This is a genomic window from Campylobacter sp. RM6914, from assembly GCF_004803835.1.
GTDB classification, from domain to species: Bacteria; Campylobacterota; Campylobacteria; order Campylobacterales; family Campylobacteraceae; genus Campylobacter_A; species Campylobacter_A californiensis.
In genome coordinates, this window is sequence record NZ_CP012545.1 from 1,532,774 (window position 1) to 1,557,075 (window position 24,302).

Sequence of the window (24,302 nt, forward strand, 5' to 3'; positions counted from 1 at the left end):
TTCATTATTATTGTTTTTATCTATTTTGCTTGTTTATAGTAAAATTCCCAAGTTTTACTTCTTTTATATAAAACTTGCTTTGTTTGCTCGTCCTCTTTGACTTCGAGCGCCTTAGATCCAACAGCTACGGCACCCACCGCAGTTGTTCCTAACATAAGTTTTTTTATAAACTCACGTCTACTCTTTTTTTCCATAAAGTTTCCTTTCTGTGTTATAGCCACTCTTTTTTATTATCGTTCTTATTTCGTTTATACATCACTACTAAGCTCTCGCTCAAGGCGTTTAGCTCGTCTGTTTTGTTCTCTTCTTAAAGCCTCTGAGCGTGATACTCCGTCTTGAACCTTTATCTTTCTATCTACGATAGGTTTTGGTGTTTCGTAAAAAATTCTTTCAAATTCTATAAAATTTTGTAGAATGATACAGGCTAGCGCATAAGCGTCTGAATTTTCATGCTCATAAACAGCATCTATGAAGTCATCTATGTTTGGATTTATAATAGTTTTAAAAAGCTGTGAGGCAAATTCTCCACTCTCTTCGTCATCTGAAATTTGAGAACTTAAAAACTCTTGCATAAGCGCAAAACAAAATCCAACATTGTCTTCATTCTCTTTAAAATCTACTTCATTTCTTCTGATCTTGGTTTTAGCAAGTATTTTTCTAACTCTAGCACACGCACTTCCGGTCTCATAACCCTCTTCATAAAAAGAAAAACTGTTGTGTATAGCATGTGGTGGAGCATGAAATATATCGTCGTATTCTTGCACGATATTTTCAAGGTTTTGTGTATTAAATTTTAATAAAAGGTTGTCTATTGCTTTGGCGCATTCATCATTAAGAGGGGACTGTTTTATGATATTTAAAAGGTCTAAAACCTTATCATAGCGATTTTGTTTATCTGTAAAAACAAAAAGTTGCGAAAATAGCAGATAATAAATTCGCCTAGCGTTTAAGACACTTTTTGTATCGCTCATTTTATTTCCTTATTTTAAGCTCCCTAAAGAAGCCATTTTGATAACTCAATATTATCCATTTTTGAAAATTTATCACAACTTTGCTTAGTAGCTAGTCTTAAAAAAATATAAGTTTTTAAAATTAAACGTTACTTAAATATGCCTTAATTGCATATTATAATTTTGATGTTTTTGTGCGATTTTCGTGTTAAAACTACATCGAAATCTTTTACAAAACTCACAGAAGATATAACAAAGTTGCCTTTTAAAAGCTATTTGCCCAATCCAAAAAAGTAAAAATTCTAAAAAGCAACTCGTTTTTCATATAAGCATATCCGACTTTTTGGTCAAATTTATAATTTTAGTTTCTATCTCGGTAGCTCTCAAAGCCAAACTTCCTAAGCGTCTTTATCTCGCCGTTTTGTTTAAGCAGGAGCAAATCCGGCAGCATAATACCGTTAAAAGTCGTGTTTTTTACGATTGTGTAGTGAATTTGATCCTCAAATATCACCTTGTCGCCGATCTTTAATTCGTTCTCGAATTTATAGTCTGCATTTCCTGCATCTTGCCCTACGATATCTCCTGCTAAACAAGTGTTGCCCCCAAAGCGGTAGCTAAATTTGCCGTTTTTACTCTCGCCTCTTACGGCAGGGCGATAAGGCATGAGGATGGTATCTGGCATGTGCGCCTCGGCAGAAGTATCTAAAATGGCGATATTTTTCTCATTTTCTACTATATCAAGCACGCTTGAGATCAAAAATCCAGTCTGCCAGCCAACTGCCTCTCCAGGCTCAAGATAAACCTCGACGCCGTATTTCTCACGAAAATTTTTAATAAGCGAGATGAGCAAATCTACATCATAATCGGCCCGTGTAATATGGTGTCCGCCACCAAAATTTATCCATTTCATCTTTGGTATAAACTCTCCAAATTTCTCCTCAAACGCCATTAACACGGTCTCTAAGCTTTGCGCACTCTCCTCACAAAGTGCATGAAAATGCAGCCCCGTGATACCTTCCAGCATTTCAGGCTTGAAATTTGCCCTTGTGATACCAAGACGGCTAAATTTAGCACATGGATTATACATATCAGTTGGCGACGCAGAGCTCTCTGGGTTGAGGCGAAGCCCACAAACTACGCCGTTTGCTAGCGCTTTATCTTTAAATTTCGCCCATTGATTAAAGCTATTAAAAACCACGTGTTTTGAGATAGCCATTATCTCCTCAAAGTCCTCATCTTTAAAGGCTGGAGAGTAGGTGTGGATCTCGCCTTTTACGAACTCATGAGCAAATTTAGCTTCCCAAAGTCCGCTACAAGTCGCTCCGTCAAGATACTCGCTAACGATATCCATAACTCCGCTTAGAGCAAAGCCTTTAAGCGCGACTAAAATTTTAGCCCCACTCTCATCTTTAACGCGCTTTAAAAGCTCTAAATTTTTACGCAAAAGCGCCTCTTCGCAGACGTATGCCGGGGTTTTTATCGAATTTATTACATCATTTATCATTTTATTCCTTTATATTGCAAAAGTCGTTTTTGCGCTCTAGTGCTACTTAAATTTCTTTTTTAACGACTTTAATACAAATTTAATAAGCAAAAGCCCTTTTGAGCGATGTGAAATTTCAAGCTTCACATCATCTTTGAGCTCTCCGAGTGTATGATTAAAACCGTTTGGGATAAAAAGCGCGTCATATCCAAAACCGTTTTCACCTCTTTCTTTATCAATCGCCATTCCGTTCATAAAACCATGTGCGCTAAATTCACCGTATTTTGAAGCCACTGCGATACAGGCCGTATAATGCGCCTTTGAGCTTTTAACGTTTTTATTTTTTAGTCCTTCGATCAGCTTTGCACGGTTGCTGGCATCAGTAGCTCCCTCGCCACTATATCTAGCCGAGTAAATTCCGGGCGCGCCACCTAAAACATCGACACTTATGCCACTGTCATCGCTTAATGCGATAAATTCATCTTGCAAATTTAACTCGCAAAGCTTCTTAAAAACCGCGCGAGCTTTGATGAGTGCATTTTGCTTAAAGTCCTCTCCGTTTTCAACTATCTCAAACGGCGACATGATCTCGCTTAATGCGTAAATTTCATACTCTTTTAGAAATTCTCTTATCTCTTTTACCTTACCTTTGTTTGATGTTGCAAGTACTATTTTCATTTGTTTTGCTCACAAAATTCTTTATCGATCATACATGCTTTTTTATGATACTCGCTTGCTATACTTTCATCTTTTTTTATAACTTCACCCATACCAACCGTATGCAATCTAGCAAGATAAGCGCAAGATAGAGCATCTTGTAGTTCACACGCCTTTTTCAAAGCCTCAAAACCACCTTTAATATCTGAACTTCCCATTAAAAGTCGCCCTAGTTTTGCGCAAGCTAACGCATGATCAAACTCGCAAGCTTTGGTAAATCTCTTAATTGCCGATGGTTTATTTTGCGCATGCAAATAAAGCTGACCATCCGCATAACACGCCTGCGCATGGTTCATAGCGCACGCACTATCTACGTTTTTCTTAGCCTTATCATAGTCCTTAACTTTCATTGCCGCTTCAAAATTTTCAAAATGCTTTTGTGCGGTATCCGGCTTAGCGCAACCCACCAGCAAAATCATCACAAACAAAATCCCCGCAAAGATTTTATACATCCTCGCTCCTTAAAAAATAATACGGATTTTATCAAAAAACACTTTAAATTTTAAGTCTTTTTAGTGTAAAATCTATATTTTTCAAAGGAAATTTTTAATGTTTAAAAGCGTTTTGCCTATATCTTTTATCATTGGTAGTAGATTTTTTGGTATTTTTATCATTCTTCCGGTTATCAGCCTTTATGCGCTTGAGCTTGATGGTTCAAACGAATTTCTAATCGGCGTTCTAATCGGTGTTTACGCGCTCATGCAGGTGATCTTCCAGATACCTTTTGGCTATCTTTCGGATCGTTTCGGACGCAAGGTTACACTACTTTTTGGACTTTTAGTCTTTATCGTCGGTGGATTTATCTGTGCGTGGGCGCAAGATATTTATACCATGATTCTTGGTCGTTTAGTCCAAGGCGTAGGCGCGATAGGTGGCGTGGCGACGGCACTTATAAGCGACAACACAAAAGAAGAGATGCGCGGTAAGGCTATGGCGATAATGGGTGGCTTTATCGGAGTTTCATTTGCGCTTTCAATGCTTATAGCTCCAGCAATGAGCGCTAAATTTGGACTTTCAAGCCTCTTTTATCTTAGTATCATGCTTACTTTTTTAAGCATTATCTTACTCTACACTCTAGTGCCAAAAGAGCAAAAGATAGAGTCCTTTCGTTCAAAAACTCCATTTTTCAAACTAATCTCAAATAAAAATTTATTTCTCATGAACACTACAAATTTTATGCAAAAGATGCTGATGTCTGTCGCATTTTTGATAATTCCTATCGTCTTAGTGCATGATTTTGGCTGGGATAAACAAGAGCTTTGGAAAATCTACTCCATTTCCACGGTATTTGGTTTTATGGCCATGGGCTTGGGCGGAGCGATGGGAGAAAAAAGAGGGCTTGGAAAGCAACTTTTGCTCATAGGAATTTTACTATTTATTGCGGCTTATCTACTTTTTGGCTTTAGCGCAAACGAGATCATGTTTTGTGCAGGGATCGTGATGTTTTTCATCGGCTTTAATCTTCACGAACCAATAATGCAATCAATCGCCTCAAAATTTGCAAAAGCAGGAGAAAAAGGTGCCGCACTTGGAGTGTTTAACTCCTCTGGCTTTATGGGGACATTTATCGGCGGAGTTGGCGCGGGTGCTTTACTCAAATTTTTCGATCTTGACGCTCTTTGCGGAGTCTTTATTCTGCTTTGTATAGTTTGGCTTATACTTTTAACAAGACTTGATAATCCCGCTTTATTTAAAAATTTATACCTAGAGCTTTCTAAGAGTCTAAATTTAAATGAAATTTCACAACTAAAAGGCATAGTTGAGTGCTATAAAACACAAACAAACTATGTGATAAAATACAACTCGCAAATCATAACCCAAGATCAGCTCAAAGAAGCACTAGGAATTTAAGGCATTAGCGATAAAGTGGATAAAATTTATGACGTTTTAATCATCGGTGCAGGCGCTTCAGGGCTCTTTCTAGCAGCAAATTTAAAAGCAAAAAACGTAGCTATCCTTGAGAAAAATCCATCCGCCGGAAATAAAATTTTAACCAGTGGCGGAGGTCGTTGTAATATCACAAATAGGCACATCAGCGAGCAAAACTACCTTACAGATGGTAAATTTATAAAAAAAGCCTTGAATGCGTTTAAGTTTAATGATGTTTTAGACTTTTTTAAAAATATCGAATTTAAAGAGCAAAAAGAGTCGCAGTTTTTTACAAAAAGCTCTTCCAAAAGTGTTTTAAACACGCTTTTACAAAAGATAAATGCTAAAATTTTTTACAACACCGAGGTTATAAACGCTAGTAAAAACGGTGAAATTTTTGAAATTTTATCAACAAAGGGCGAGAAATTTTATGCCGTAAATTTAGTCGTAGCAACCGGGGGTATAAGCTATAAAAGGCTTGGAGTAAGCGATATAGGGCTTAAAATCGCACAAAATTTCGGGCTCAAAACGATAAATTTCTCCCCTGCCCTAGTTGGCTTTAGCGTTCAAAAAAGCGAATTTTGGTTTAAAGAACTAAGCGGAATTAGCCTAAATGCTAAAATGTCTGTAGGTGATAAAAATTTACAAGGCGACATACTTTTTACACACAAAGGTATTAGCGGTCCTTGCGTGCTTAACGCCTCACTTTTTTGGCAAAAGGGGACAATTAGTATAAATTTCTTACCAAATTTCGAGCCTAAGAATTTAACCCAAGGCAAAAAACAACTAACAAGCGTCCTGCCTTTGCCAAAGAGATTTGTGCTTGAATTTCTACGTCAAAACAACATACAAGACGCTGCTTTTAGCGAATATAGCAATGATGAAAAGGCTAAAATTTTAGAGCTTTTTAACTATCGTTTCGCACCTGCCGGGACATTTGGATTTGACAAAGCAGAAGTGTCTAAAGGTGGGGTTACTACTGCACAAATTGATGAAAATTTCCAGAGCAAGGATATTAAAAATTTATACTTTATCGGCGAAGTTTTAGACGTTACCGGCATGCTTGGCGGTTATAATCTCCACTTTGCTTTCACAAGTGCCAAAATCGTCTCAAACGCGCTTAATAAGGTATATTAACGGAATTCAAATGAACAAAAAAACGATTTTATCTCTTGTATTTTTACTTGCGGTATCTATAAATTTCTTTATAAATCAACCAAGCAACACGCCAAACCAAATCCAACAAACACAGATAAATATCGATAAAAACGGTGTTTATACAAGCAAAAAAGAAGTTGCTAGCTATGTCTTTTACTACAAACATCTTCCAAATAACTACATAACTAAAAAAGAAGCTTTAAAGCTTGGTTGGCAGGCAAACAAAGGCAACCTATGGGAAGTGGCCAAAGGTAAAAGTATCGGTGGAGATGTTTTTAGAAATTTTGAAAGAAAACTTCCCGAGGCAAAAGGTCGTATATGGCGCGAGGCGGATATCGACTACAAAGGCGGCAAGCGTGGCGCAAAACGCATAGTATTTTCAAACGACGGGCTGATATTTTATACCGCCGATCATTATGAGAGCTTTGAACAAGTAAAAAATGAAAAGTAAAGCTTCAAAACACACAAGATACGTCATCGACGCTAGTAAGATAACAGACAAACAAAGCTTACTATCTTGTATTCAAGTCGCTTTCTTTCCACATCTTAATGAATGCGCTAAAAATTTAGACGCGTTTTGGGATGAGTTAAACTCTTTGCGAAACGGTAAAATTTTAATAAAAAACGCACAAATTTTACTCAACACCAAAGATGACTTTGCACAAAATATGCTTACCTTTTTAAATGCCTTAAAAGATGAGGGCTGGAAGATAAAATTTAAAGAGGCAAAAGACGCTTGATGTTTGCATTTACCTCTCAATGCTAGTTTAAAACCCAAAGCCGATCTAAACCATCCTTAAAATTTCAACAACCTCGCCTTTAGCGATAAATTCCGTCTCTTTTGGCACTATCAAAAGTGCGGCTTCGTTGGTTAGGTTATTTACTATCGCGGAGCTTCCTAGCTTTTTACCGTCTAAATTTGCATAAATTTTACCATCTCTCACACTTAAATTTACAGCCGTAAATTCTAAAAATGGCGAACGTTTCGTGTAGTCTTCATCAAGTATCGCCGTTAGTTTTGGCTCGCTTACACCAAACCAAGCATTAAGCAAGACGCGCACGTAAAGCACGCACATAACCATCGCCGAGTAAGGAAAACCAGGAAGTGCAAATATGTATTTATCGCCTGAAGTAGCGACTTTTATATGACGTCCCGGTTTTATGCCCGCCCCATCTATAATGATATTAAAATTATCTTTTAGTGCCGCCTTTACAAAGTCATAGTCCCCCATACTAACGCCACCTGTAGTAATTAACACGTCAGCACTCTTAAGAGCGTTTACTATGGCTTCTTGCACGAGTTCTTTTTTATCGCGAACTATCTCGCAAACTATCGGCTCAGCTCCCATTTTTTGCATCATCATGGCCAAGGCGATATGGTTTGAACTTCTAATTTGTGCCGGATTTTCAAGTGCTTCACCAAGGTCTTTTATCTCGCTTCCGGTTGCAAGTATCGCGACTCTAGGACGGATAAAAACGCTTACATGAAATTCTCCAAGCTCGGCAAGAAGAGCGATCTCGGCATAACCTAGCTTAGCGCCTTTTTTGATTAAAATTTCTCCTTTTTTATAGCTTTCGCCTATTTCACGCACGGCAAAACCCTTTGGTACTTGTTTTTTGATTAAAATTTTATTGCCGTTTATTTCGACGTTTTCAACCGGTATAAGCGTGTCTGTCCCTTCGCTCATAAGCGAGCCAGTAAAAGTTTTTATGCATTCATTTTCATTTATAACTAGCCCTTTATCGGTACCTGCGGGCAAATCAGTCGTTAAATTTAGTTCACTTAAATTTTGACTCCATTTAAAGGCGTAGCCGTCCATTGCCGAAAGCTCTCTTGAGGGATAGTTGTCTTTTGCGACTATATCGACGGCTATATAGCGGTCAAGCGCTTGCGTAATGGCTACTTTTTGCACATTACTCCAAGGCTTTATCGTTGATCTTAAAATTTCTAGCGTATCTTCATATTTTGCCCATTGTTTCACACTATTCTCCTATTTTAAAACTTTTAAACATGCATCATTGTAACATTTTTGCATTAAATAATCAGTATTATTTTATTTGTTTTTTATTTTATTGAGTGTAGAATTCGACCTTAGAAATCAGGTTGGTTTTATCTTAATTCAGGAAATTTCATGAATAATTTCAAATGGTATATAGTCGCTGGTGCGGCTTTGGGTGCTTTGGGTTCGCTTTTAGTCTATCTTGGCAATCCAGGAAACATGGGTGTTTGCGCTGCATGCTTCTTAAGAGATACGACAGGAGCTCTTGGTTTTCACAATGTAGCCACATTGCAATATCTAAGACCGGAGATCATTGGTCTAATTTTTGGCGGATTTTTAGCCAGTGTGTTTTGGACTAAAGAATTTACACCGACAACCGGTTCATCGCCTTTTACGAGATTTTTCTTAGGCGTTTTTGCAATGATAGGTTGCCTTGTATTTTTAGGTTGTCCATGGAGAGCATTTTTACGACTTGGTGGCGGAGATATGAGTGCGATAGCCGGATTTTTAGGTATCGCAGTCGGAGTTAGTGCCGGTATCTTCTTTAAAAAACGTGGATATGCTTTAAACAAGGGCGTAAAAATACAAGCCGCGATAGGAATTTTACCTGTTATCATGGCGGTTATTCTTCTTTTAGCTTTGATTTTTGGACTTAAAGTAGGCAACGGTGCGATATTTACTTCCGAAAAAGGTCCTGGTGCTATGCATGCAAGCATACTTGTTTCGCTTGTTGCAAGCGTAATTATCGGCATATTTATGCAAAAAAGTAAATTTTGTAGCGTAGGCGCTTTTAGTAAAGCGTTTAGAGGTGATTTTTCGATGTTTTCCGGCATTATTAGCATTATCATTTTTGCCACAATAGCAAACATTATCTTTGGTCAATACAAATTCGGTTTTGAAGGACAGCCTATCGCGCACAACCAATACATCTGGAACTTTTTGGGCATGATGTTGGCAGGTCTTTGCTTTAGCCTAAGCGAGGGTTGCCCTGGTAAACATTTAGTGCAGATGGGAACCGGAAATTTAAGCTCAGTGATCTTTGTTATCGGCATGATGGCAGGAGCAGCATTTGCTCACAACTTCATACTTGCAAGTTCACCAAAAGGTATAACGGACGCTGCGCCTTATGCGCTTTTGATCGGTTTTGCTTTTGCTGTTTATGTTGGAGTATTTAATAAAAAAGTAACAGCCTAATGGTTAAAGACGGGGTGAAATTTATCACTCCGTTTATCTTATCACGCCAAAAGTCCAGCACCGTTTATCGCCTGAGAGCGATCTTTGGCATAAATTCTCTCGCCATCTATCACATCGTATTTCCAAATCGGTGCATTTGCCTTAAAATCCTCGACAAATTCATTTATAAGTCTTAATGCAACCTTCCTTTGTGGGCTTACGACACCTGCTATATACGAGCTAGTATGCACTGCCACATCACCTTTTGAGTGAGCAAAAAGCACAAACGCTCCCTGTTCTGCCGCCCTTTGCTCCCAAGCGTTAAACCATTTTTTCAGTATGGGCTCATACACATCAAAGCTTAGCGCGCTTATGCCACCCTCTTCACGCACGATACCAGTAAAGGTAATGAGCGCTCCGCAGTTTTTATCTTTAACATCGTTATACCAACGATTTGTTATCTTGCAAACATCAAGACTTCCGTCGTAAAGTTCCATCTCAACCTCCGCAAATCGGTGGCAATATAGAAATTTTATCGCCATCTTTTAGAGGTGTATCAAGACTTGTTACAACATCGTCATTAACCGCTACTGCACAAATTTTAAGCCACTCATTTAGCTCAAGCTCGTTGTATTCGCTAAGTTTTTCTTTTACTTCACCCAAATTTGACGCTTGCATTTTGATATTTTGAAATTTAATAGGTCCTAAAAATTCAATCTCTACCATACAAATCCTTAACAATTTTGTCTTCGTTCGTATGATAAAATAAAGGCGATTAAGCAAAGCTTAACAGCACTTAAACAAGAGATAAATTACAAATTCATATCGTTAAAAACTCCGACATGACGCCTGATAAATATGTAAAGCCATAAATTTATATTAACTTTGATAAAATTAAGCTTTGAAAATTTAAGGAGCCAAAATGAAACATATTTTAATCATCGGGGCTGGCGGAGTAAGCCAAGTAGCGACCGTAAAATGCGCTATGAATAGTGATGTTTTTAGCAAGATAACCCTTGCAAGCCGTACAAAAAGCAAGTGCGATAATATAGCTAAATTTATAAAAGAGCGTTTGGGTGTCACTATAGATACAGCAAGCATAGACGCTGACGATACGGACGCTGTAGTAGAGCTTATTAAAAAAACGGGTGCAGACCTACTGCTAAATGTGGCACTTCCATATCAAGACCTAACGCTTATGGAAGCGTGCATGAAAGCTGGTATCCCATACATCGATACCGCAAACTACGAACACCCAGACACTGCTAAATTTGAGTATAAACTGCAATGGGCGAAGGATGAAAATTTCAAAAAGGCAAATACAATGGCACTTCTAGGCTCAGGATTTGACCCAGGCGTGACAAACGTATTTTGCGCCTACGCACAGCAAAATTTATTTGACGAGATTCACGAGATAGATATCCTAGACTGCAACGCAGGCGATCACGGACATGCATTCGCAACAAACTTCAACCCTGAAATCAACCTACGCGAAGTAAGCTCAAAGGGCAGATACTGGGAAAACGGCAAGTGGATAGAAACTGAGCCTATGGAGATAGGATTTAAGTGGGACTACCCAAAAGTAGGCGTGAAAGACAGCTACTTACTATACCACGAGGAGCTTGAAAGTCTAGTGCAAAACATCAAAGGACTTAAGCGCATCCGCTTCTTTATGACATTTGGACAAAGCTATCTAACGCATATGAAGTGCCTAGAAAACGTGGGTATGCTACGCATAGACGAAGTCGAGCATAACGGCGTAAAGATCGTGCCTATACAGTTTCTAAAGACTCTGCTTCCTGACCCTGCAAGCCTAGGTCCACGCACAAAGGGTAAAACAAATATCGGCTGCGTGATACGCGGACTAAAAGATGGCAAGGAAAGACAGGTCTATATATATAATGTATGCGACCACGAAGAGTGCTTTAAAGAGACAGGTGCACAGGCGGTGAGCTACACGACAGGTGTGCCAGCGATGATAGGCTCACTGATGGTAGCTAAAGGAATTTGGAGTGGCAAAGGTGTGTTTAATATGGAGCAGTTTGACGCGAAACCATTTATGGATGAGCTAAACAAACAAGGTCTGCCATGGGAGATCATCGAGATGAACCCAGGCGAGAGATACGAGGTAAAGTAAATTTAAGGCGGATTTCCGCCTTTTTTGTTTTAAATTTTTTGCATTAAATACTCAAGTAAGCCTTCGCACGAACGGCTTATATCTTCATAGCATTTTTTAAAATCACGCGTGTAATACGGATCATCGATGATCAAATTCTTATGATCGGAAGTGTTTCTGCTTAAATTTTCTGGTGCAAATTCAAGCAGAAATTTTACCTTTTGACTAACATCGTCATGAGTACCAAAAACTCTTTTTAAAGAGTGCATATTTTCATCATCCATACAAAGGATCAGATCGTGGTTTGCAAAGTCGCAATGCTTTATCTGTGTTGCCTTATGATCTATAAGGGGAATAGAGTTTTCACGTAAAATTCTAACAGTTTCATAGTATGGAGGCGAGCCGATCTCATCGGTATGCGTAGCTTTTGAGTCCACATAGATTTTATCATCAAGCCCATTTTGGCTGATTAAATTTTGCATAAATATCTGCGCCATTGGCGAACGGCAAATATTTCCATGGCAAACAAATAAAATTTTTATCATTTTTACTTCTTACTCGGTTTAAATTTAGTCCGTTTTAGGCTTGTTTTGAGTTGAAATTTTCAAGCTTCTCTTTGATAATGCTTCTTATCTCATAGATCGATTTTTCATATATATTTGGCAAACTCGCATCACTCTCACCCGCATGATACATAAGTCCACGGATAAGCTCAAGGTCAAATTTGGCTCGACCAAAACTTACGACTAAAATTTCAACCCCACTCTTCTTTTCTACGATCTTCGTGTAAACACCTTTTATATCGGCAAAGTAAAATTTAGCCTGCCTGCCTGCCTTTTTTATAACAAACCCGTCATCTTCTATCAAGATAAAACTCTCTTGAAATATCTTTTTCAAGCAAAACACAGCGCAAATCGCACTCACAACCATAGTAAATATCGCTGAAGCCCTGTAGTCGTAGTAATAATAAAGCACTCCGCCGATACAAAAAAGTATAAGAGAAGATAAAAGGTTGAGCTTAGCACCCTTTTTGTTTTCTAAAATTTTCATAAATGTTCCTTTTGGTGATTTAAAGGGGTGATTATATCAAAAAATATATGACGTTTAAATTTGATGTTTTATAAGCTAGGAGAAATTTGATCCCAAGGGTGGACCGCTCCACTCTTGGGACTACATTTTAGGCTTTGTTGCGTGGGATTTTAAGAAATGCTACCAAACAAGCAAACGAAACAACCACACCAATAGCAGTTGATACATTTATCTCAAGCCCAAAACCTATCTTTGCATTTGCAAGATAAGTGGCAACTACAGCAGTCATAAACACAGCAGGTATCGTAGTGATCCAGTGAAATTTATTGGTTTTATAAAGATAAGCCGAAGCTGCCCATAGCATTATGGCAGCGGTTGTTTGATTTGCCCAACCAAAATATCTCCAAATGATATTAAAATCCTGAGTAGATACAAAGATACCAAGGGCAAATAACGGCACGGCTATCATAAGCCTTTTAATTATCTCTTTTTGAGATAGCTTAAAAAAGTCTGCGATGATAAGACGAGCCGAGCGAAATGCCGTATCTCCAGAAGTTATAGGAAGTATAACGACACCCAAAACAGCTATGATACCGCCTACGCTACCAAGAAGTGCGATAGATATCTCATGAACAACACCGGACGGAGATCCTGCTGCAATAGCAGCACCTAAAAGCTCAGGACTTTCATAAAAGCTAAGTCCTAATGTGCACCAGATAAGACCGATAATACCTTCAAGTATCATCGCCCCATAAAATATCATGCGACCTGACTTCTCGTCTTGTATACATCTTGCCATAAGAGGTGATTGAGTCGCGTGAAAGCCAGAGATCGCGCCACAAGAGATAGTAACAAACAGTAAAGGCCAGATAGGCAGCCCTTTTGGATCGTAGTTAGTAAAAAGGTCAAGACCGACTGAGTAAAATTCCTTACCGCTAACTATAAGACCTATCGTAAGTCCAGCTGACATAAACAGTAGCAATGCCCCAAAAAATGGGTAAAATCTACCTATGATCTTATCAATAGAAACAAGCGTAGCAAGGATGTAGTAAGCAAATATGATAAATACCCACAAACTAACATCAAGTGAAGTAAGACCGGATAAAAGCTTAGCCGGACCAAGAACAAAAACCACTCCGACAAGAAGCAAAAGCACAAGTGCAAAGATATTCATAAAGTGTTTAGCCCATGTGCCAAGCCACTCGCCAACTACCGTAGGCACAGACGCGCCGTTGGCTCTAACGCTTAACATACCGGAAAAATAATCATGCACCGCACCAGCAAATATACAACCAAAAACTATCCAAAGCATAGCAACCGGTCCATAAAGCGCGCCCATGATCGGACCAAATATCGGACCAAGTCCTGCGATATTTAAAAGCTGTATCAAAAACACTTTTGGATTTGACATCTTGACATAATCCACACCGTCAGCCATCTGCATGGCGGGTGTTTTACGATCAGGGTTTATGACAAAGATCTTCTCAACTATCTTACCGTAAGTAAAATAGGCTAGTATAAGTAGCCCAACGCAAAAGAAAAACCAAATCATCGCTCATCCTTTGTTTTTAATTTTTATTAATTCTACTAAAATTTTATTTGGTTTTGGTAACAAAAACACTATTTTGTAAAATTTTCATACTCTTATCGGAAAAATTTGCACATTTCCATCTTGATCACACCTATAAATTTAAAAATACGCTCTTGTAAAATTTTGCAGATATGCTAAAATAGCATAATCTTAAAAATAAGGAGTTAAGATGAAAAAACTGTTATTGTTAAGTCTGCTTTTGGTTTCAAATTTCTACGCTGCAGAGTGTAGTAAAATTTACGGCAACGGCGCTACCGAGCTTAAACTAGCCACAGGAAGCCCTGGCGAACTTGGACTTTTAGAGGCTCTTGCAAACAGCTTTAACGCCAAAAATGATACAAAAATTTGCTGGATAAAAGCTGGTAGCGGTAAAGGGCTAAAGCTACTTGAAGACGGGAAAGTCGATATATCCATGACGCACTCTCCAAAAGAAGAAAAGGAGCTTGTTGCAAAAGGTGCGGCTAAAAATCGAACGTTAATTGGGTCTAATGAATTTTACATCATAGGTCCAAAAGATGATCCCGCACAGATAAAAACCGCCAAAACCGCAGCCCAAGCATATACTAATATCGCAAACAAAAAGGCGCTATTTTATACAAGAGATGACAAAAGTGGCACTCACGTAAAAGAACTTAGCATATGGAAGCTTGCAAATATCACTCCTAGCGGCAAATGGTATAAGCCAAATCGTGATTTCATGCTAGCTACCTTACGCAAAGCCGATGAAACAAGAGGCTATTTTATGAGTGACTCAAGCACATATAAAAGTATCCAAAACGAGCTAAAAAACAGCGAAGTGCTATTTGCAGGAGATAAGGTGCTTGTAAATGTTTATGTCGCCATGAGTGCGAAAAATGCACCAAAAGAGGCTGATAAATTTATAGAATTTCTAAAAAGTGATGAAGCGCAAGAAATTTTTCAAAACTACGGCAAAAAAGAATTTGGTGTGGCGCTTTACGAAGATGCCTCTTACGCACAAAAATACTTCATTCCTTAAAACTAAACAGTGGCAAACTAGCCCCTTTTCATCTTAAAATTTATAAAAAAACGCAACGATCTGCTCTGCTAGACGCTGTTTAAAAAACGGCCAAATATAACTTGGCGAGTAAGTCGAACCGCCATGCGATAGCGTTATCATCGTGCTTTTATCACCATCCTTACTCTTAATCAGCACACTTGCATTTAAAACATATATATAGCTATTTGTGTAGAAGTCATCATCATGATATCCAAGCGGAAAGCCTAAACCAAATGCACCAAAAGGCCTTCGTCCAAAGCCATATCCCATGTAAAATCTAGCCCTATTTTCATCTCTTTTTGTAAATCTATCAAAGCTTTGAACATCGCCGATCACAACATAATCAGCCGTTTTCGCCTCACTACTTACTCTAAAACCGCGTTTTATAAACTCCGTAGCGATATCTGAGTTTACGCTCATATCGCCGCTTGTGCTATTTTTAAAATTTATAAACACACTTTGGTTGTTATCGCTTGTTTGGATAAATAACGCTTCGCTCGTTTTAGAAGAAATTTTAGGAGTGGCGCTTGAGGCGCATCCAAAAAACATAAATGCCACAAATAAAACGGATAAAATTTTAAATTTCATTTTCTTCTCCTTGAAATTTGCCTATTTTAGCACAAAAAATCAAACTGTAAAGCAAAGGATTTGTTTTTATAAAACCGTTTTATATTATATTAAAGAGCAAGGTTATATAATTACTTCTATAATAATTATCACTTTTATAGTGTGCAGGGGTATTTTTATGAATTTAGACGAAGTAGCGACAAGGCAAACATATAAAATAGTATCCATAAATGCCAACGGAAAGTTGATGCAAAAACTTCTTGACATGGGATTTGTTATAGGAGCGCAAATAGAAGTTATAAGAGAAGCTCCACTATCAGACCCGATGGAGATAAAAATACACAGCTATCTTATCTCGCTTAGAAAGAGTGAAGCAATGCTTATCAAGGTTGAACAATGTCTATAAAAGTAGCTCTTGCAGGTCAACCAAACTGTGGCAAATCAACGATATTTAACATGGTAAGCGGCATACGCCAGCATATCGCAAACTATCCAGGTGTTACGGTAGATAAAAAGTCGGGGTATTTTAGCGTAGGTGATATCGACATCGAGATGGTTGATCTTCCAGGCACTTACTCTTTTAGTTCATACTCTCTTGAAGAAAAAGTTGCAAAAGAATTTATTATAAACGAAAGTCCCGACATCATCCTAAACATAGTCGATGCGTCAAATTTAAAGAGAAATTTATATCTTACCTTTCAACTTCTTGAGGTTGGGGTGCCGGTTGTCATAGTCTTAAACATGAGCGATGTGGCAAATCGTCGCGGCATAATCATCGATGCTAAAAAAATGAGTGAATTTTTAGGTTGTCCCGTGATAGAGGCAAGCGCCGCAAAGGGGCAAGGTAAAGATGAGATACTAGAAATTTTAAGAAAGACAAGTGAATTAAAAGAAAATTATCAAGAATTTCGCGCCAACTACGACGAGCTTGAAGAGTATATCTTAGAGCTTGAAAATGAAGTAAATTTAGAAGATAAAACAGCCATTAGCAAAAGATGGCTTTGCATAAAGGCACTTGAAAAAGACCAAGCCATACTTGAAATACTAAAATCCACACACAAAGATATAAATTCAAAAATAACCGCCTTAAGAGAGAAATTTAACTCCAAACTTGGTAAGAATATCGAGACTTTTTTGGCATCATTTAGATATGAAAACGCTGATATTATATTTAACGAATGCGTGAGTGAAACCAAAAAAGGCGAACTAACTACGACAGATAAAGCCGACAAGATCATCTTAAACAAATGGCTAAGTTTTCCTATCTTATTTTTGATAATCTTCATCACATACGAGCTAAGCATCGTCTTTGGCTATCATCTTACAAACTATACCTGGCCTGTGCTTGCGGCTATTAAAAATTTCATAATAGATATATCTCCATCGGCTGATATCGCACGTATCCCTTTAATAACCGATATGGCAGTTTGGCTTGCAAATTCTACGATAGCGCTCTTAAACTATCTGCCGATATTTTTTATACTTTTTGCATTAATCGCCATAATGGAAGACGTCGGTTACATGCCTAGAATGGCGTTTATCTTAGATAAGTTGTTTAGAAAATTCGGTCTTCACGGGCAAAGCACGCTACCATTGGTGCTTGGTGGAGCATTTGTAGGAGGTTGTGCGGTACCTGGAGTAATGAGCACAAAAGGTATATCAGACGATAGAGCCAGGATGGCAACCATCCTTACTGTTCCTTTAATGAACTGTCTTGCTAAAGTGCCGTTTTACACCTTGCTTCTTGGAGCGTTTTTCCCGACACAAATGAGCATAATGCTCTTTTATATATCTACAGTTACCGTTCTAGCAGCACTTTTGATAGCCAAGCTCTTAACCTCAACCGTTTTAAGAACAAGAGAGACAGCGCCATTTGTTATGGAGCTGCCGCCATATCATATGCCGACCTTTAAAGGTGTGATACTAAGATCTTGTGAGCGTGTTTGGATATATATAAAAAAGGTCTGTACTATCGTTGTTGCCGTAGCCGTGATACTTTTTGTCCTTTTACAATTTCCTGGACTTTCTAAAGAAAAGCAAGAACACTACACAAACGAAGAGCAAGTGCTACTTGCGAGCTTTGATAAAGTCGTTAAAAAATCAAGCTACTACTCGTTGGTTGATAGCAGAGAAGAGGTGGCTTCGCTTTTAAATTTCTATGACGGATACCGAGCCAAAAAGATGAGCGGTAGTAAAGGCGTAGACGAGAAATACCAAGAGGATAATCCGGAATTCTATAAATTTCTAGTTCCTAAAAACGATAAAGACGCAAAGCTTATAAACGGAGCTCTTAGAAAGCTATCAACCGGAAGAAATAAAATTTTAAGAGAGCAAAAAAACGACAAGATAGAAAGCTCGTTACTTGGCATGGCTGGTCGTGCACTTGAGCCTATATCACAGTTTGCGGGATTCGACTGGAAGATAAACGTAGCCTTTTTAAGCTCATTTGCAGCACGCGAATCAGCAGTCGCAACGCTTGGAAGTATATATGAGTCAAACAAAGACTCAAGCTCAATAGCAACCGTAAGTGACGATAGCAATACAACCAGCTCAACGATAGCCGATGAAAGCAGCTTAAGACCTGAAGAAATGATGGCTAAAAACAGCGGTTACACACCGCTTCATGCGGCTTCTATCATTATCTTTATGCTTTTAACGCCTCCTTGTATCGCAACCATGATTGTGGTTAAAATGCAAACAAACAGCTGGGCATGGATGTGTTTTGGGATATTCTTCCCGTTTGGCCTAGCTCTAGCCGTAGCCTCGCTCTTTTTTACCGTTTCAAGCATATTTGGCATTAGTGGTTTAGAGGCGATTAGCTGGTATTATTTCACGCTTTTATTTGCAGTTTTAGTGCTTTGGTTTTTACCTGAAAAGAGGAAAAACTGGAGTGGCGGCATAGTAAAAAATAGATAATAAATTTTAAAAAGGAGAGAGAATGAAAAAACTTTTATTTTCATCATTTTTAGTTGCTCTTATGAGCCAAGCAGCCCTTGCACATACGGCTCTTATGAGTTGTTTTGACAACGGAGACGGCACCATCACTTGCGAGGGTGGTTTTAGCGACGGCTCAAGCGCGGCTGGAGTTGAATTTAAAGCTATTCAAGGCGATAAAGTAGTTGCAGAGGGCAAATTTGATAAAGATAGTGCTTTTACTTTTAAAAAACCAGAGGGCGAGTATAAGGCTAGAATGTTTGCCGGCGAGGGTCACGAGGTTGTTATAAATTCAAAAGACATAGCAGAGTAAATTTCAAATCAATTCATCAAAAGGATAAAAATGAAAAAAATTCTTACTTCTTCGGTAGTTGCGGGGTTATTGGCTAGTTCGGCATTTGCGCACTTTCAAATGCTTTACACTCCAGAGTCGGCTCTTGAAAAAGGTACAAATTTAAATTTGAAATTAGTTTTCACTCATCCATTTGCAGATGAACACACCATGGATATGGGTCTTCAAGAAGATAAAAGCAGAGCTAATGTAGTTGACTTTTATGTAGTCCATAAAGAGAAAAAAACCGACCTAAAAGACAAATTAAAAGAGATAAAATTTAAAGGTAGCCACAACGAAGGTATAGGTTATGAGGCGGCTTACCAGGCAAGAGGCATGGGAGACCATGTGTTTGCGCTAACTCCTGCACCGTATTTTGAAGCCAACGAGGGCTCTTACATACAACAAATTACAAAAGCGGTAGTAAACGTTGCAGGACTTCCTACCAACTGGGATGCAGAACTAGGTCTAAAAGCCGAGATCGTGCCTTTAACAAAACCTTACTCTATCTGGGCTGGAAGCACTTTTACAGGTATCGTTAAGTCAGAGGGCAAGCCTGTTCCTTTTGCAGAAATAGAAGTTGAATACCTAAACCACGATATAGACGTTAAGAAAAACATGACAAACAAGACTGCAAACGTAGAAGCTCCTCAAGATAGCTTTGTAACACTTGGTATCAAAGCCGACGCTAACGGGGTGTTTACATTTGGTATCCCGAAAGCCGGTTGGTGGGGATTTGCAGCGCTTGGAGTAGGTCCTGATAACGAGTATAAAGGCAAAGAATTAAGCCAAGATGCTGTTATTTGGGTTCAAGCCAAGGATATGAAGTAAAATTTATCGGGCGAGCTTTCTCGTCCGAATTTAACCAAAAGGACAAAAGATGGCATGGTATGAATCAGTTATCTTAATAACAATCGCCGTAGCCGCAGGGTATTATCTTTACATAAAAGAATTTAAAAAAAGAGACTGTGGATGCGGAAATGGTAAAAACTGCCAAACTAAAACTAAAAAATACGACTAAATTTCACACTTATTTCATTCAAATTTAGGAGCGTTTAGCTTCTAAATTTATATTTATTTGTCTATAAATTTTATAAATAAAAACAAATTCACATTACAAAACGGTTCTTATCAAAAAGAAATAAAAATGATAAATGTTATCTTTAAAATCTATGAAATTTACTATAAATTTTATAGTTAGTAGGTTAAATTTACTGCTGGATGGTTAAAGAAATTTTGACAAGGTTAAACGACTTTTATCGCCTAACCCGTCAAATTTATATATTACAGACCAAAACCTGTGTTTCTTGTTAGAACACGTTTACGATAAACGTTTGAAACTTCGGTTGCGTCACCTACCAAAAGTGCATTTGTCGCACATATGGCAGCGCACATAGGCACTTTACCCTCTGCTATGCGGTTTTGTCCGTATAGTTCAAGCTCTTCATGAGAGAAAGTCTCCTCAGGACCACCAGCACACATTGTGCATTTATCCATCTCGCCCTTGATGCCAAAAGCGCCGTCTCTTGGAAACTGTGGCGCTCCAAAAGGACAAGCATAAAGACAGTAACCACAACCTATACACTTGTTTTTATCATGAAGCACGATACCGTCTTCGCGGATATAAAAGCAGTCCACCGGACAAACTTGCTCACAAGGTGCGTCCGTGCAGTGCTGACAGGCTATGGAAGTAGAGATCTCTTTGCCATGCACTCCGTCAAAGAGTGTAATAACCTTACGGCGGAAAATCCCTACCGGAACTTCGTGAGCCGAAGAACAAGCGACTTGACAACCAAAACAGCTTATACATCTGTTATTATCTACGTAAAATTTCATTCTTGCCATTGCTTGCTCCTTACTTTGCTATCTCATCTAAGAAATTTGTCTTAAAGCCCATTGCATCGGCTTTTTCTATACGACAAAGTCCCGCGTTAAACTCTGAAATTTGAGTAACAGGGTCAAAACCGTAGTTTACGATCGTATTTGAAGATTCGCCTATGACATACGGCTTAGTGCCTTCAGGATAGCGGTCGCTTATATCCACACCTTGCATGATACCGGCAAAGTTATACGGAAGACAAATTCTATCCGGTGTAACAGTCTCGTTGTGGTAGCATTTTACTTTTATCTTAGTGCCTTGCGGGCTGTGTATCCACATCATATCGCCGTCATTTATGCCTTTATCCATCGCAAGCTCAGGATGAACATACGCAAACATTTCAGGCGTTATCGCAGAAAGATATTTGCTCGTTCTTTCTATCATACCTGCGCCGCTTAAATTTACTAAGCGCATAGAGCTGATGATAGTAGGGAAATTTTTACTCCAGTCTTCTTTTTGCTGTTCACCTTTAAATTTAACCTCGACACGGAAATTTCTCTCCTGATCATCGATAGCAGGGTATTTTTGAACTAGATCCCAACGCGGTGAGTGGATAGGCTCGCGGTGTTTTGGAATTTGATCTATAAATTCCCAAACGATCGCTCTTGCTCTTGCATTTCCGTAAGGTGCAACTCCTGCTTCACGACATTTTGCAAGGATTATACCGCTGTAGTCTGTCGTCCAGTCATCACCCATTTTAGCCTTTTCCTCTTCGCTTAGAGTTATGCCAAGAACAGCCTCAATGTTTGCTTTAGTAATCTGCGGATATCCGCCCTCTACCTTAGCTCCTTTTATGGTTACGGTTTCATCAGCAAGCTGACTTACGCCGTTATGCTCGAGCCCAAAGCGATTTCTAAATCCGCTTCCGCCCTCCGTATACGGCACATCAGGACGATAAAGGATAGGAGTTCCAGGGTGTTTTTCATCCCAGCACGGCCATGGAAGTGAGTAATACTCGCCTTTGACATCCCCACCTATACCCTTAAGCGTATCTGGATCGAAATTCTCCCAGTTAGCTTGGTGACGTTTTAAGCGCTCAGGCTGCCAGCCTGTAAGTCCGATAGAGCGACCCATCCTAGCCATTTCACGAGTTGCGTCCTCAGGCCATTCAAATTTATCTTTTACTACTTTTAGTTCCCCGTCAACAACATCCATCATTAGTGACTTCGTATACTCTTCGTAAAAGCCCCATTTTTTAGCAAAAGCGAACATAACTTCATGGTCGGGCTTACTTTCAAATAACGGATCAACCACCTTGCTTCTCCATTGACCGCTTCTGTTTGTTGCTACGACCGTTCCGCTATTTTCAAACTGCGTTGCAACAGGCAGGATATAAACACCGTCTTTTCTATCGCTTAGTATCGCGACTTCGTTTACAAACGGCTCTGCAACAACTAGCAGATCAAGCTTATCAACGGCTTCTTGAATTTTTGTTAGATGGGCCATCGATGTTATACCTGTTCCTTGCACCCAAAGAACTTTAAGCTCACCACTTGAGAAAGTTTTCTCCTCTTTCAAGACGCCTTGCCACCATTTTGATAGTGACCAACCTTTTTCATTTCTCCAATTTCTATCTTCAGGATTTTTTGGGTTATGATAAAAATACTCTGTAAATTTTGTTCCTTTTACAGGTGCTCCGCCTTGTTTTGGCTCTTTAACAGATACCGCAAAGCGTTTTGTAAATTCATCAAAATCAACACCCCAGCCTTTACAGAAATATCTCCATGCTTTATCGCCAAGACCGTAATAAGTAGAAAGCGTATCGGCTAGGTTACCCATATCGGTTGCGCCTTGGACATTATCGTGTCCACGGATTATCTGGCAACCGCCACCAGGTTTTCCCATATTTCCTAATACCAACTGTAAAATAGATAAAATTCTTGTATTTGAACTACCTACAGAGTGTTGTGTGATACCCAAAGACCAAGCTATACAAGCAGGCTTTGTAGTAGCAAAAAGTTTTGTTACCTGTATAAGCTGCTCAGCCGGAACTCCCGTAACATCCTCAACCTCCTCAGGTGTCCACTTTGCCGCTTCTTCGCGGATCTCATCAACACCATAAGATCTGTGTTTTAAAAATTCTTTATCTTCCCATCCGTTTTTAAATATCAGATGAAGCATACCGTAAACAAAAGCTATATCCGTTCCCGGACGAAGACGCACATAATGATCGGCTTTTGCCGCTGTTTTTGTAAATATCGGATCCACGACTATAAGTTGTGCGTTGTTTCTATCTTTTGCTTGTATGAAGTGTTTCATGCCACCTACTGGATTTGCAACCGCAGGATTTGCTCCAAAAACCATTATAGCTTTTGAATTTGCCGCCACGTCTCCAAAGTGGTTTGTCATCGCGCCATAACCCCAAGTATTCGCCGCTCCGGCGACTGATGCGCTATGTCAAATACGTGCAACGTGGTCTATATTGTTTGAACCCCAAAATGCTGCAAATTTTCTAAAATACCAAGCTTGTTCGTTGCTAAATTTAGCCGAACCTAAAAACTCAACGCTATCTGGACCATGCTCTTTACGAATTTCAAGCATCTTGTCGCCGATCTCATTTACGGCAGTCTCCCAGCTTATGCGTTCCCATTTGCCGTTTACCTTTTTCATCGGGTATTTTATGCGTTGTTTGCTTTTTGTAAGATCGATCTGATCTATACCTTTACAGCAGTGGCTTCCTTGTGAAATCGGGTGTGCAACCGCCATATCCTGGCGCAACCAAACACCGTCTTTAACCTCGGCTTCTATACCACAGCCAGCCGAACATATCGAGCATATCGTTCTAACTCGTTTTGAGCCGGGATATTGCTCGCTTAAGCCGTCTGCTTTTTTAAGAGTATCATTCTGTGCTCCAAACGCCATAGTGCTACCGGCACCAAGGGCTGCGAGCTTTAAGAATGAACGTCTTGCGACTCTTACATTACTCATCTCATCTCCTAGTAAGCGACTTTATAGTATTGTTCCCACATTTGGGTTTTGCGGTAAAGAACTTCTTTTTTATTTGATTTTCCTTTTACCACGCCGTTGCCATCTGCATCATTTGGCATTTTTGAACTTGCTATAAGCGAAGTAGCCGTAAGTGCAGTAGCTGCCGTTGTTGCTTTTAAGGTTTTTTTGAGAAATTCTCTTCTGTTTTGTTTCATCTAAACAACCTTTCTAAATGAATTATGTAAATTTTGCATATTTTATGATTTGCCTCAGCGCATACACAAACATAAATATATAAAGCTACATAACAACAAGCCCTTGTTTTAGGGCAACTCCATTATTTTAGATATTTTATTTCAATATGCTAAAATTCCATATATGCAAATTTAGCATAATAAGTAGAAAAGTAAATTGATAATTATTAATTAGATATTATTTTTTATATTATTTTAATGATATTTGATCTACTTTGTATAAAATTTATACCAAAATATCGACTTTTGATAAAATTTATCCTTTAAATTTACTCAGGTTATAAAAGTGAAAGATGTTTGTAAAT

The 24,302-nt window shown here is 38.8% G+C and carries 27 protein-coding genes; 12 read left to right on the plus strand and 15 right to left on the minus strand.

Annotated elements, in window-relative coordinates; genetic code table 11:
- Window positions 1–20: 20 nt before the first annotated feature.
- The 5 genes from CCAL_RS07900 to CCAL_RS07920 all read right to left on the minus strand — a co-directional run bounded on the left by CCAL_RS07900 (window position 21) and on the right by CCAL_RS07920 (window position 3,602).
- Window positions 21–194: a twin-arginine translocation signal domain-containing protein gene (locus tag CCAL_RS07900; protein WP_169936762.1), complete on the minus strand. Its 174-nt coding sequence runs from the start codon at window positions 192–194 to the stop codon at window positions 21–23.
- A gap of 54 nt (window positions 195–248) precedes the next feature.
- The gene (locus CCAL_RS07905) at window positions 249–971 is read right to left on the minus strand and encodes a TorD/DmsD family molecular chaperone (protein ID WP_170015834.1); all 723 of its coding nucleotides are present in this window, start codon (window positions 969–971) and stop codon (window positions 249–251) included.
- A 340-nt stretch (window positions 972–1,311) separates the two neighbouring features.
- On the minus strand, window positions 1,312–2,454 hold the full coding sequence (gene nspC, locus CCAL_RS07910; protein WP_194239102.1) for a carboxynorspermidine decarboxylase: 1,143 nt from the start codon (window positions 2,452–2,454) through the stop codon (window positions 1,312–1,314).
- Window positions 2,455–2,496: 42 nt separating this feature from the next.
- Window positions 2,497–3,111 carry a non-canonical purine NTP pyrophosphatase gene (locus tag CCAL_RS07915; RefSeq protein WP_170015836.1) on the minus strand — a complete coding sequence of 205 codons (615 nt, stop codon included), beginning with the start codon at window positions 3,109–3,111 and terminating at the stop codon, window positions 2,497–2,499.
- A complete protein-coding gene (locus CCAL_RS07920) occupies window positions 3,108–3,602 on the minus strand; it encodes a tetratricopeptide repeat protein (protein WP_170015838.1) in 495 nt (164 codons plus the stop codon). The genes CCAL_RS07915 and CCAL_RS07920 overlap by 4 nt, the downstream gene beginning before the upstream one ends.
- 97 nt (window positions 3,603–3,699) lie before the next feature.
- Here CCAL_RS07920 and CCAL_RS07925 point away from each other — a divergent pair, with 97 nt between their 5' ends.
- Genes CCAL_RS07925 through CCAL_RS07940 form a run of 4 tightly spaced genes read left to right on the plus strand, consistent with a single transcriptional unit; the run spans window position 3,700 to window position 6,917 of the window.
- The gene (locus tag CCAL_RS07925) at window positions 3,700–5,001 is read left to right on the plus strand and encodes an MFS transporter (protein ID WP_169936774.1); all 1,302 of its coding nucleotides are present in this window, start codon (window positions 3,700–3,702) and stop codon (window positions 4,999–5,001) included.
- Window positions 5,002–5,016: 15 nt separating this feature from the next.
- A complete protein-coding gene (locus CCAL_RS07930; RefSeq protein WP_236860483.1) occupies window positions 5,017–6,156 on the plus strand; it encodes a BaiN/RdsA family NAD(P)/FAD-dependent oxidoreductase in 1,140 nt (379 codons plus the stop codon).
- Window positions 6,157–6,166: 10 nt separating this feature from the next.
- Window positions 6,167–6,628: a ribonuclease domain-containing protein gene (locus tag CCAL_RS07935; RefSeq protein WP_170015841.1), complete on the plus strand. Its 462-nt coding sequence runs from the start codon at window positions 6,167–6,169 to the stop codon at window positions 6,626–6,628.
- Window positions 6,618–6,917 carry a barstar family protein gene (locus CCAL_RS07940; protein WP_169936778.1) on the plus strand — a complete coding sequence of 100 codons (300 nt, stop codon included), beginning with the start codon at window positions 6,618–6,620 and terminating at the stop codon, window positions 6,915–6,917. The genes CCAL_RS07935 and CCAL_RS07940 overlap by 11 nt, the downstream gene beginning before the upstream one ends.
- A 45-nt stretch (window positions 6,918–6,962) precedes the next feature.
- Here the strand turns inward: CCAL_RS07940 and CCAL_RS07945 are convergent, their stop codons facing one another.
- Complete coding sequence (locus CCAL_RS07945; protein ID WP_170015843.1) at window positions 6,963–8,159, minus strand: molybdopterin molybdotransferase MoeA; 1,197 nt, start codon at window positions 8,157–8,159, stop codon at window positions 6,963–6,965.
- Between the two features lie 150 nt (window positions 8,160–8,309).
- Between CCAL_RS07945 and yedE the strand changes: the two genes are divergently transcribed.
- Window positions 8,310–9,371, plus strand: a complete 1,062-nt coding sequence (gene yedE, locus CCAL_RS07950; protein WP_170015845.1) for a YedE family putative selenium transporter — start codon at window positions 8,310–8,312, stop codon at window positions 9,369–9,371.
- Window positions 9,372–9,412: 41 nt separating this feature from the next.
- Here yedE and CCAL_RS07955 read toward each other — a convergent pair whose 3' ends face one another.
- Together CCAL_RS07955 and CCAL_RS07960 are read right to left on the minus strand one after the other, a co-directional pair.
- Entirely contained in the window at window positions 9,413–9,847 is a 435-nt protein-coding gene (locus CCAL_RS07955) for a molybdopterin synthase catalytic subunit (RefSeq protein ID WP_169936784.1), read from the minus strand.
- 1 nt (window position 9,848) lies between these two features.
- Window positions 9,849–10,076, minus strand: coding sequence for a MoaD/ThiS family protein (locus CCAL_RS07960; protein WP_170015848.1), 228 nt, complete (start codon window positions 10,074–10,076; stop codon window positions 9,849–9,851).
- A gap of 196 nt (window positions 10,077–10,272) precedes the next feature.
- On the opposite strand from CCAL_RS07960, the gene CCAL_RS07965 reads away from it, so the two are divergent.
- The gene (locus tag CCAL_RS07965) at window positions 10,273–11,487 is read left to right on the plus strand and encodes a saccharopine dehydrogenase family protein (protein WP_170015850.1); all 1,215 of its coding nucleotides are present in this window, start codon (window positions 10,273–10,275) and stop codon (window positions 11,485–11,487) included.
- A gap of 29 nt (window positions 11,488–11,516) precedes the next feature.
- Here CCAL_RS07965 and CCAL_RS07970 read toward each other — a convergent pair whose 3' ends face one another.
- From CCAL_RS07970 to CCAL_RS07980, 3 genes are all read right to left on the minus strand, one after another.
- A complete protein-coding gene (locus tag CCAL_RS07970) occupies window positions 11,517–12,011 on the minus strand; it encodes a low molecular weight protein-tyrosine-phosphatase (RefSeq protein WP_194239103.1) in 495 nt (164 codons plus the stop codon).
- A 34-nt stretch (window positions 12,012–12,045) separates the two neighbouring features.
- Entirely contained in the window at window positions 12,046–12,516 is a 471-nt protein-coding gene (locus CCAL_RS07975; RefSeq protein WP_170015853.1) for an MARVEL/CASP family protein, read from the minus strand.
- A gap of 127 nt (window positions 12,517–12,643) precedes the next feature.
- The gene (locus tag CCAL_RS07980) at window positions 12,644–14,047 is read right to left on the minus strand and encodes a carbon starvation CstA family protein (protein ID WP_170015856.1); all 1,404 of its coding nucleotides are present in this window, start codon (window positions 14,045–14,047) and stop codon (window positions 12,644–12,646) included.
- 208 nt (window positions 14,048–14,255) lie between these two features.
- Here CCAL_RS07980 and CCAL_RS07985 point away from each other — a divergent pair, with 208 nt between their 5' ends.
- Window positions 14,256–15,083: a substrate-binding domain-containing protein gene (locus tag CCAL_RS07985; RefSeq protein ID WP_170015858.1), complete on the plus strand. Its 828-nt coding sequence runs from the start codon at window positions 14,256–14,258 to the stop codon at window positions 15,081–15,083.
- 33 nt (window positions 15,084–15,116) lie between these two features.
- Here CCAL_RS07985 and traT read toward each other — a convergent pair whose 3' ends face one another.
- On the minus strand, window positions 15,117–15,692 hold the full coding sequence (traT, locus tag CCAL_RS07990) for a complement resistance protein TraT (protein WP_170015861.1): 576 nt from the start codon (window positions 15,690–15,692) through the stop codon (window positions 15,117–15,119).
- A gap of 157 nt (window positions 15,693–15,849) precedes the next feature.
- Between traT and CCAL_RS07995 the strand changes: the two genes are divergently transcribed.
- From CCAL_RS07995 to CCAL_RS08015, 5 genes are read left to right on the plus strand one after another with little or no spacing between them, the layout of a single operon-like run.
- Entirely contained in the window at window positions 15,850–16,077 is a 228-nt protein-coding gene (locus CCAL_RS07995) for a FeoA family protein (protein ID WP_172285143.1), read from the plus strand.
- The gene (feoB, locus tag CCAL_RS08000; RefSeq protein WP_170015864.1) at window positions 16,068–18,587 is read left to right on the plus strand and encodes a ferrous iron transport protein B; all 2,520 of its coding nucleotides are present in this window, start codon (window positions 16,068–16,070) and stop codon (window positions 18,585–18,587) included. Before CCAL_RS07995 ends, feoB begins: the two co-directional genes overlap by 10 nt.
- Window positions 18,588–18,609: 22 nt before the next feature.
- On the plus strand, window positions 18,610–18,918 hold the full coding sequence (locus CCAL_RS08005) for a hypothetical protein (RefSeq protein ID WP_169936802.1): 309 nt from the start codon (window positions 18,610–18,612) through the stop codon (window positions 18,916–18,918).
- 30 nt (window positions 18,919–18,948) lie between these two features.
- Window positions 18,949–19,767: a DUF4198 domain-containing protein gene (locus CCAL_RS08010; protein WP_169936804.1), complete on the plus strand. Its 819-nt coding sequence runs from the start codon at window positions 18,949–18,951 to the stop codon at window positions 19,765–19,767.
- Window positions 19,768–19,816: 49 nt separating this feature from the next.
- Complete coding sequence (locus CCAL_RS08015) at window positions 19,817–19,957, plus strand: FeoB-associated Cys-rich membrane protein (protein ID WP_170015867.1); 141 nt, start codon at window positions 19,817–19,819, stop codon at window positions 19,955–19,957.
- 263 nt (window positions 19,958–20,220) lie between these two features.
- On the opposite strand, the gene fdh3B is transcribed toward CCAL_RS08015, so the two are convergent.
- The 3 genes from fdh3B to CCAL_RS08030 are packed head-to-tail and all read right to left on the minus strand — an operon-like array spanning window position 20,221 to window position 23,958.
- Window positions 20,221–20,781 carry a formate dehydrogenase FDH3 subunit beta gene (gene fdh3B, locus CCAL_RS08020; RefSeq protein ID WP_170015869.1) on the minus strand — a complete coding sequence of 187 codons (561 nt, stop codon included), beginning with the start codon at window positions 20,779–20,781 and terminating at the stop codon, window positions 20,221–20,223.
- Window positions 20,782–20,791: 10 nt separating this feature from the next.
- Window positions 20,792–23,743 carry a formate dehydrogenase subunit alpha gene (locus tag CCAL_RS08025; RefSeq protein ID WP_172285144.1) on the minus strand — a complete coding sequence of 984 codons (2,952 nt, stop codon included), beginning with the start codon at window positions 23,741–23,743 and terminating at the stop codon, window positions 20,792–20,794.
- 8 nt (window positions 23,744–23,751) lie between these two features.
- The gene (locus tag CCAL_RS08030; RefSeq protein ID WP_169936813.1) at window positions 23,752–23,958 is read right to left on the minus strand and encodes a twin-arginine translocation signal domain-containing protein; all 207 of its coding nucleotides are present in this window, start codon (window positions 23,956–23,958) and stop codon (window positions 23,752–23,754) included.
- Window positions 23,959–24,302 lie beyond the last annotated feature (344 nt).

Excerpts from the sequence above, each read along its gene's own strand:
- CCAL_RS07900 (WP_169936762.1), bottom strand. The coding sequence starts at position 194 with ATGGAAAAAAAGAGTAGACGTGAGTTTATAAAAAAACTTATGTTAGGA.
- CCAL_RS07905 (WP_170015834.1), bottom strand. The coding sequence starts at position 971 with ATGAGCGATACAAAAAGTGTCTTAAACGCTAGGCGAATTTATTATCTG.
- nspC (WP_194239102.1), bottom strand. The coding sequence starts at position 2,454 with ATGATAAATGATGTAATAAATTCGATAAAAACCCCGGCATACGTCTGC.
- CCAL_RS07915 (WP_170015836.1), bottom strand. The coding sequence starts at position 3,111 with ATGAAAATAGTACTTGCAACATCAAACAAAGGTAAGGTAAAAGAGATA.
- CCAL_RS07920 (WP_170015838.1), bottom strand. The coding sequence starts at position 3,602 with ATGTATAAAATCTTTGCGGGGATTTTGTTTGTGATGATTTTGCTGGTG.
- CCAL_RS07925 (WP_169936774.1), top strand. The coding sequence starts at position 3,700 with ATGTTTAAAAGCGTTTTGCCTATATCTTTTATCATTGGTAGTAGATTT.
- CCAL_RS07935 (WP_170015841.1), top strand. The coding sequence starts at position 6,167 with ATGAACAAAAAAACGATTTTATCTCTTGTATTTTTACTTGCGGTATCT.
- CCAL_RS07940 (WP_169936778.1), top strand. The coding sequence starts at position 6,618 with ATGAAAAGTAAAGCTTCAAAACACACAAGATACGTCATCGACGCTAGT.
- yedE (WP_170015845.1), top strand. The coding sequence starts at position 8,310 with ATGAATAATTTCAAATGGTATATAGTCGCTGGTGCGGCTTTGGGTGCT.
- CCAL_RS07955 (WP_169936784.1), bottom strand. The coding sequence starts at position 9,847 with ATGGAACTTTACGACGGAAGTCTTGATGTTTGCAAGATAACAAATCGT.
- CCAL_RS07960 (WP_170015848.1), bottom strand. The coding sequence starts at position 10,076 with ATGGTAGAGATTGAATTTTTAGGACCTATTAAATTTCAAAATATCAAA.
- CCAL_RS07965 (WP_170015850.1), top strand. The coding sequence starts at position 10,273 with ATGAAACATATTTTAATCATCGGGGCTGGCGGAGTAAGCCAAGTAGCG.
- CCAL_RS07970 (WP_194239103.1), bottom strand. The coding sequence starts at position 12,011 with ATGATAAAAATTTTATTTGTTTGCCATGGAAATATTTGCCGTTCGCCA.
- CCAL_RS07975 (WP_170015853.1), bottom strand. The coding sequence starts at position 12,516 with ATGAAAATTTTAGAAAACAAAAAGGGTGCTAAGCTCAACCTTTTATCT.
- CCAL_RS07980 (WP_170015856.1), bottom strand. The coding sequence starts at position 14,047 with ATGATTTGGTTTTTCTTTTGCGTTGGGCTACTTATACTAGCCTATTTT.
- CCAL_RS07985 (WP_170015858.1), top strand. The coding sequence starts at position 14,256 with ATGAAAAAACTGTTATTGTTAAGTCTGCTTTTGGTTTCAAATTTCTAC.
- traT (WP_170015861.1), bottom strand. The coding sequence starts at position 15,692 with ATGAAATTTAAAATTTTATCCGTTTTATTTGTGGCATTTATGTTTTTT.
- CCAL_RS07995 (WP_172285143.1), top strand. The coding sequence starts at position 15,850 with ATGAATTTAGACGAAGTAGCGACAAGGCAAACATATAAAATAGTATCC.
- feoB (WP_170015864.1), top strand. The coding sequence starts at position 16,068 with ATGTCTATAAAAGTAGCTCTTGCAGGTCAACCAAACTGTGGCAAATCA.
- CCAL_RS08005 (WP_169936802.1), top strand. The coding sequence starts at position 18,610 with ATGAAAAAACTTTTATTTTCATCATTTTTAGTTGCTCTTATGAGCCAA.
- CCAL_RS08010 (WP_169936804.1), top strand. The coding sequence starts at position 18,949 with ATGAAAAAAATTCTTACTTCTTCGGTAGTTGCGGGGTTATTGGCTAGT.
- CCAL_RS08015 (WP_170015867.1), top strand. The coding sequence starts at position 19,817 with ATGGCATGGTATGAATCAGTTATCTTAATAACAATCGCCGTAGCCGCA.
- fdh3B (WP_170015869.1), bottom strand. The coding sequence starts at position 20,781 with ATGGCAAGAATGAAATTTTACGTAGATAATAACAGATGTATAAGCTGT.
- CCAL_RS08030 (WP_169936813.1), bottom strand. The coding sequence starts at position 23,958 with ATGAAACAAAACAGAAGAGAATTTCTCAAAAAAACCTTAAAAGCAACA.